Source organism: Paraburkholderia phosphatilytica, assembly GCF_003443895.1.
Taxonomy (GTDB): domain Bacteria; phylum Pseudomonadota; class Gammaproteobacteria; order Burkholderiales; family Burkholderiaceae; genus Paraburkholderia; species Paraburkholderia phosphatilytica.
Genome location: NZ_QQOA01000055.1, coordinates 36816 through 43390 on the forward strand (window position 1 = coordinate 36816; position 6575 = coordinate 43390).

Sequence of the window (6575 nt, forward strand, 5' to 3'; positions counted from 1 at the left end):
CTTTTTTCACCTTGATATAGCCCTTCACGATCACGAGGATTTCGATGACCGACACAGTTTCCCGCGACGATGCCGTCAAATTCGCCTACTGGGTGCCGAACGTGAGCGGCGGGCTCGTCGTCAGCACGATTGCGCAGCGCACCGACTGGAGCCTCGAGTACAACCAGAAGCTCGCGCGCACGGCCGAGGACGCGGGCTTCGACTATGCGCTGAGCCAGATCCGCTTCACCGCCGGCTACGGCGCCGAGTATCAGCACGAATCGGTGTCGTTCAGCCAGGCATTGCTGCACGCAACGACGAAGCTGAAAGTGCTTGCCGCGATCCTGCCCGGCCCGTGGAATCCGGCCGTCGTCGCGAAGCAGCTCGCGACCATCGACCATATCTCGAACGGCCGCGTGGCGATCAACGTGGTGAGCGGCTGGTTCAAGGACGAATTCACCGCGATTGGCGAACCGTGGCTCGAGCACGATGAACGTTACCGCCGCTCGAACGAGTTCATCCGCGCGCTCAAGGGCATCTGGACGCAGGACCGCTTCACGTTCAAGGGCGACTTCTACCGCTTCAACGACTACACGCTGAGTCCGAAACCGGTGCAGAAGCCGCATCCGGAGATCTTCCAGGGCGGCAGCTCGCGCGCCGCGCGCGACAACGCGGCGAGCGTGTCGGACTGGTACTTCACGAACGGCAACACGCCGGAGAACCTGAAGGCGCAGATCGACGACATCCAGGCGAAGGCGAAGCAGAACAAGCACACGGTGAAGATCGGCGTGAACGCGTTCATCATCGCGCGCGACACCGAGGAAGAAGCGAAGGCGGTGCTCGACGACATCATCCGTCACGCGCACGTCGAGGCGGTCAACGCGTTCGGCAGCGCGGTGAAGCAGGCCGGTCAGGCTTCGCCGGAAGGCGAGGGCAACTGGGCGAAGTCGACCTTCGAGGACCTCGTGCAATACAACGACGGCTTCCGGACCAACCTGATCGGCACGCCGCAGCAGATCGCGGAGCGCATCGTCGAACTGAAAGCGATCGGCGTCGACCTCGTGCTCGCCGGCTTTCTGCATTTCATCGAGGAGGTCGAATACTTCGGCAGGAAGGTGCTGCCGCTCGTGCGCGAGCTCGAAGCGGCACGTGCGGCGCAGCCGGCATGAGCACGGGTCTGCCCGCGCCCGCGCTGCTGTCGCTCGACCACATCTCGCTGTCGTTCGACGGCGTGCGCGCGATCGCCGACCTGAGCTTCGACGTCGCGCAAGGTTCGATCTGCTCGCTGATCGGCCCGAACGGCGCGGGCAAGAGCTCGCTGCTCAACGTGATCAACGGCGTGTATGCGCCGCAGCAGGGAACGGTCCGTTTCGCGGGGCACGCGTACCGGCGCATGAATGCGTATCGCACCGCGCATGCGGGCATCGCGCGGACCTTCCAGAACATCGCGCTGTTCCGCCGCATGAGCGTGCTCGACAACGTGCTGACGGGGCGCAGCCTGCATCGGCGGAGCACGTGGCTCGAGCAGACCTTCGGCGTGGGTCGGGCGAAACGCGACGATGCACTGCAACGCGAACAGGTGGACGCCGTGATCGACGCGCTCGATCTCGCGCGCTATCGATCGACGCCGGTCGGCACGCTCTCGTATGGGCTGCAAAAGCGCGTCGAGCTGGCTCGCGCGCTGGCGGCCGAGCCGCGACTGCTGCTGCTTGACGAACCGATGGCCGGCATGAACGCCGCGGAAAAACGCGAGATGGTGCGTTTCATCGCCGATGCGAACGCGCGGCTCGGCGTGACGATCGTGCTGATCGAGCATGACATCGGCGTCGTGATGGACGTCTCGGATCACGTGGTGGTGCTCGACTACGGCCGCAAGATCGCCGATGGAACGCCTGACGATGTACGCGCGGATCCCGCAGTGCTCGCCGCGTATCTCGGCACACGTCATTGAGCGAAGCACAAAACGAGGACTGAACGGATGGAGTTCTTTTTTGAAGTGCTGGTGGGCGGCTTGCTCGCCGGCGTGATGTATTCGCTCGTCGCGATCGGCTTCGTGCTGATCTACAAGGCGTCGGGCGTGTTCAACTACGCGCACGGCGCGCTCGTGCTGTTCGGCGCGCTGACGTTCGTGAGTCTCGTCGAACGGCATATCGCGCCGTGGCTCGCGTTCGCGATCACACTCGCGGCGCTGGTGCTGATCGCACTCGCGGTCGGGCAACTGGTGTTGAGGCCGCTCGTGAACCGCGCGCCGATCGTGCTGTTCATGGCGACGCTCGGCTTGAGCTACATCCTCGAAGGTGCGGCGCAACTGCTGTGGGGCGCGCAGGTGCACGGCCTCGATCTGGGCATCGACGACAAACCGCTCGCGATCGCCGGCGTGATGGTCAGCCAGTTCGATCTGTTCGCGGCGGCAACCGCTGGCGTGCTGGTCGCGGCGCTCGCGCTGCTCGCGAAAACCACGCGCTTCGGTTTGTCGCTACGCGCGGTGGCGGACGACCCGCTCGCCGCGCTCGCGATCGGCGTGCGCCTGCCGCGTATCTGGGCGACGGTGTGGGCGCTCGCCGGTTTCACGAGTCTCGTCGCAGGTCTGCTGTGGGGCGCGCGGCTTGGCGTGCAGTTCTCGCTGTCGCTGGTCGTGCTGAAGGCGCTGCCGGTGCTGATCATCGGTGGCTTTTCTTCGATCGTCGGCGCGATCGTCGGCGGGCTGCTGGTGGGTGGTACCGAGAAGCTCGCCGAAGTGTACGTGGGCACTGCACTGGGCGGCGGTATCGAAAACTGGTTTCCGTACGTGCTCGCGATGCTGTGCCTGCTCGCGCGTCCCGTCGGGCTGTTCGGCGAACCCGCCGTCGAACGCGTGTGAGGTGACGCATGTCGACTCGTCCTGTGGTTTCTCCTGGTTCGCCGGTGTCTGCATCCGGCTTTCAGCATCCGTTGCGTGTGGCTGGCGCGATCGTCGTTGCCGCGGTCCTGTTCGTTGCCGTACCGCGCTTTGCGAGCGAATACTGGCTGAGCGCGGTGCTGATTCCGTTTCTCGTGCTGTCCGCGGCAGCGCTCGGGCTCAACCTCGTCACGGGCTACGCCGGCCAGATTTCGCTCGGTTCGGCCGCATTCATGGCGGTGGGTGCGTACGCGACCTACAACCTCGTTGTGCGTATTCCGGCGCTGCCGTTGCCGATTGCGCTGCTGGGCGGTGGGCTCGTTGCGGGGGCGACCGGTGCGCTGTTCGGTATCACCGCACTTCGGATCAAGGGCTTCTATCTGATCGTCTCGACGCTCGCCGCGCAGTTCTTCGTGGAGTGGCTCTTCACGCGCGTGAGCTGGTTCTCGAACGACGATACCTCCGGCGTGCTGGTCGCACCGCGTCTCGCGATCGGTCACTGGACCATCGACACGCCCGCGTCGCGCTACCTGTTCGCGCTCGGCACGGTCACGTTGCTGTACGTATTCGCAGCGCGCGTGGTACGCAGCGAACTGGGGCGACGCTGGATGGCCGTGCGCGACATGGACACGGCCGCGAGCGTGATCGGCATTCCTGTGGCGGGCTCGCGTCTGCTTGCGTTCGCAGTGAGTTCGTTCGTGACCGGCATCGCGGGCGCGCTATGGGCGTTCGCTTACCTCGGCACGGTCGAGCCGCACGGGTTCGATCTCGATCTGTCGTTTCAGGTGCTGTTCATTGTGATCATCGGCGGGATGGGCAGCGTTGTCGGCAATCTGCTCGGCGCTGCATTCATGGTGCTGCTGCCGATCCTGCTCTCGAACGCGGCTGGAGCGTTCGCGCATGCCGGCATCGAAGCCGGACAGTTGCAGAACCTGCAGAAGATCGTGCTTGGCACGCTGATCATCGTATTTCTCGTGCGCGAACCGGATGGCCTCGCGCGACTTGTGCAGACGGTGTTGTTGCGCTCCCGGTCGCGGTCCAGCAGCGCGAGCGCTGGGTCGACGCGATAGCAATCGCGCTCTAACTGACAGTCAAACCAAAAACCGCTTCAAACATCAATTTTCGAATCTGGATAGATAAGGATTACATACGGTATGGAAAAGACCATTTCTTCCCGGCGACGTCGCTTCAGCTTGCGATTCTTTCACGCGCTCGCGGCGGTGGGCATCGGGCTCACGTTGGCAGTCGGCTCAGCGCCGCACGCAAATGCGGCAGGCGAAGAGTACTTCCCGTTGCAGAGTTATCGCGTCGGCCCATATGCCGCGGGCGGCAGCGGCTTCTTCGGCGGCTTCATCGACTATCTGCAGCTGATCAATGCGCGCGACGGCGGCGTGAACGGCGTCAAGCTGACGTGGAGCGAGTGCGAAACGGAATACGTGGTCGAGAAGGGCGTTGAATGCTACGAGCGGCTCAAGCATGGCTTGAACGGCGCGCCGGCGGCAGCGACCAATCCGCTGTCCGTCGGCATCGCGTACGCGACGATCGACCGTTCGACGGCCGACAAGCTGCCGCTCATCACGATCAACCACGGCCGCACCGATTCGACGGACGGCGCTGTATTCCCGTACGTGTTCCCGCTTCAACTGAACCCGTATAGCGAGGTGTCCGCGATCGTCAACTATATCGGCCGGCAGTCGGGCGGACTGAACGCGCTGAAGGGCAAGAAGGTCGTCGTGCTCTATCACGGTTCGCCGTATGGACGCGAGACGATTCCGGTGCTCGACATTCTCTCGAAGAAGTATGGCTTCGAACTCACGCAGATCGAGGTGCCGCACCCTGGCAACGAGCAGGGCTCGCAGTGGCTGACGATTCACCGTATCAATCCGGACTGGGTGATCCTGCGCGGCTGGGGCGTGATGAATCCGGTGGCGCTGAAGTCCGCGCAGAAAGTGGGCTACCCGGCCGACCACATCATCGGCAACATCTGGAGCAATTCGGAAGAGGACGTGCGGCCCGCGGGCGACGCGGCGAAGGGTTTCATCTCGATCACCACGCATCCGTCGGGCACCGACTTCCCGGTGCTGCAGGCGATCGACCAGTACGTGATCAAGCCGGGTAATGGCAACCTGAAGGATCCGGCGCGCTTCGGTACGGTGTACTACAACCTCGGTGTCGTCAACGGCATCCTCAACGTGGAGGCGGTGCGCGTCGCGCAGGCGCACTTCGGCAACAAGCCGCTGACGGGCGAACAGGTGCGCTGGGGCTTCGAGCATCTGAATCTCGACGACGCGCGCCTGAAGCAGCTCGGCGCATACGGGCTCGTGCAGCCGCTGAAGCTGTCGTGCGCGGATCACGAAGGCGGCGGCGCGGTGCGCTTCCAGCAATGGGACGGCACGAAGTGGAAGGTGGTGAGCGGCTGGGTACAGGCGGATCGCGCGCTGCTTCGGCCGATTATCGAGCAGTCCGCGAATGCGTACGCGAAGGAGAAGGGCATCACGCCGCGCGACTGCAGCAAGGACACCGGCGCATGAGTGCCGCGTCGATTCTCGAGGTCGACGCGATCCACGCGGCTTATGGTGGGCTCGTGCCGGCGCTGCGCGGCGTATCGCTGACGGTTCCGGCGGGCGGTATCGTCGCGCTGCTGGGTGGTAACGGCGCGGGCAAGACGACGACGCTGAAGGCGATTTCGAACCTGCTACGCGTCGAACGCGGCGAACTCAGCGCAGGCCGCATCGTTTATCGGGGCGAGCCGGTGACCGGCGCGGATCCGTGGACGCTCGCCGCTCGCGGCCTCGTGCAGGTGCTGGAGGGGCGGCGCTGTTTCGCGCATCTGACGGTGGAAGACAACCTGCGGCTCGGCGCGTTCGTGCGCAGGCCGGCACGGAGTGAACTCGATGCCGAGCTGGAGCGCATCTATGCGATCTTCCCACGCCTGAAGGAGCGGCGCCGCGCGCTCGCGGGACACACGTCGGGCGGCGAGCAGCAGATGGTCGCGCTCGGCCGCGCGTTGATCGCACGGCCGTCGCTGATCCTGCTCGACGAACCATCGATGGGACTCGCGCCGGCTGTCGTCGACGAGATATTCGACGTGGTCGCGACGCTGAATCGCGACGAAGGCCTCAGCGTGCTACTGGCCGAACAGAACGCGATGGTCGCGCTGCGGCACGCGCATTACGGTTATGTGCTGGAGAGCGGACGGGTGGTCGCGGAGGGCGACGCACAGCAACTGTCCAGTGCCGACGTGTTGCGTGACGCATATCTTGGCGGCACGGGGCGGGCTTTCGCCGAAGCCGAAACCGCGGCTTGAGCTGGGCGCGAAGCCGCGCACGCGTGAACGGAAACGCGAAGGGCGTGCCGCTGCGATTGCGCTGACGGCCGCCCCGAATCTCCCGTCTCGTCTACTTCCACCTGCCGTTATGTCATAACGGTATGGCCCCATGCGCAATCGGCATTGGACGCCCAAGGCCTCCTCACAGGACTATCCGCACTCCGCAGCGAAGCCTGGCTGGGCACTGCCTTACCTTGCGCTGCGGTGCTATCACCTGGAGGGAGACAACCGCAACGTCGCAGCGATAAAAGAACTACGCAGCGACGTTGTTGAGTTCGCCATTTAGAAGGAGACGACGTGAAAAGTTCTATTCAACGCAACATCGGGCCGGTCGCGCTGATGTTGACGGGTCTCGGGTCGATCATCGGCTCGGGTTGGCTGTTCGGCGCC

At 64.5% G+C, this 6575-nt stretch carries 6 protein-coding genes; all 6 read left to right on the forward strand.

The window, feature by feature from the left end; translation table 11 throughout:
* Positions 1 to 44: 44 nt before the first annotated feature.
* The 6 genes from sfnG (at position 45) to DVS29_RS33565 (ending at position 6164) form a co-directional block, all read left to right on the forward strand.
* The gene (sfnG, locus tag DVS29_RS33540) at positions 45 to 1148 is read left to right on the forward strand and encodes a dimethylsulfone monooxygenase SfnG (RefSeq protein ID WP_118185058.1); all 1104 of its coding nucleotides are present in this window, start codon (positions 45 to 47) and stop codon (positions 1146 to 1148) included.
* Positions 1145 to 1930: an ABC transporter ATP-binding protein gene (locus DVS29_RS33545; RefSeq protein ID WP_118185060.1), complete on the forward strand. Its 786-nt coding sequence runs from the start codon at positions 1145 to 1147 to the stop codon at positions 1928 to 1930. Before sfnG ends, DVS29_RS33545 begins: the two co-directional genes overlap by 4 nt.
* 27 nt (positions 1931 to 1957) lie before the next feature.
* Entirely contained in the window at positions 1958 to 2839 is an 882-nt protein-coding gene (locus DVS29_RS33550; RefSeq protein ID WP_118185062.1) for a branched-chain amino acid ABC transporter permease, read from the forward strand.
* Positions 2840 to 2847: 8 nt separating this feature from the next.
* Positions 2848 to 3927 (forward strand): branched-chain amino acid ABC transporter permease, encoded by a 1080-nt coding sequence (locus tag DVS29_RS33555; RefSeq protein ID WP_118185064.1) that lies wholly within the window; start codon positions 2848 to 2850, stop codon positions 3925 to 3927.
* An 84-nt stretch (positions 3928 to 4011) separates the two neighbouring features.
* A complete protein-coding gene (locus DVS29_RS33560) occupies positions 4012 to 5388 on the forward strand; it encodes an ABC transporter substrate-binding protein (protein WP_118185066.1) in 1377 nt (458 codons plus the stop codon).
* Entirely contained in the window at positions 5385 to 6164 is a 780-nt protein-coding gene (locus DVS29_RS33565; protein WP_118185068.1) for an ABC transporter ATP-binding protein, read from the forward strand. The genes DVS29_RS33560 and DVS29_RS33565 overlap by 4 nt, the downstream gene beginning before the upstream one ends.
* Positions 6165 to 6575 lie beyond the last annotated feature (411 nt).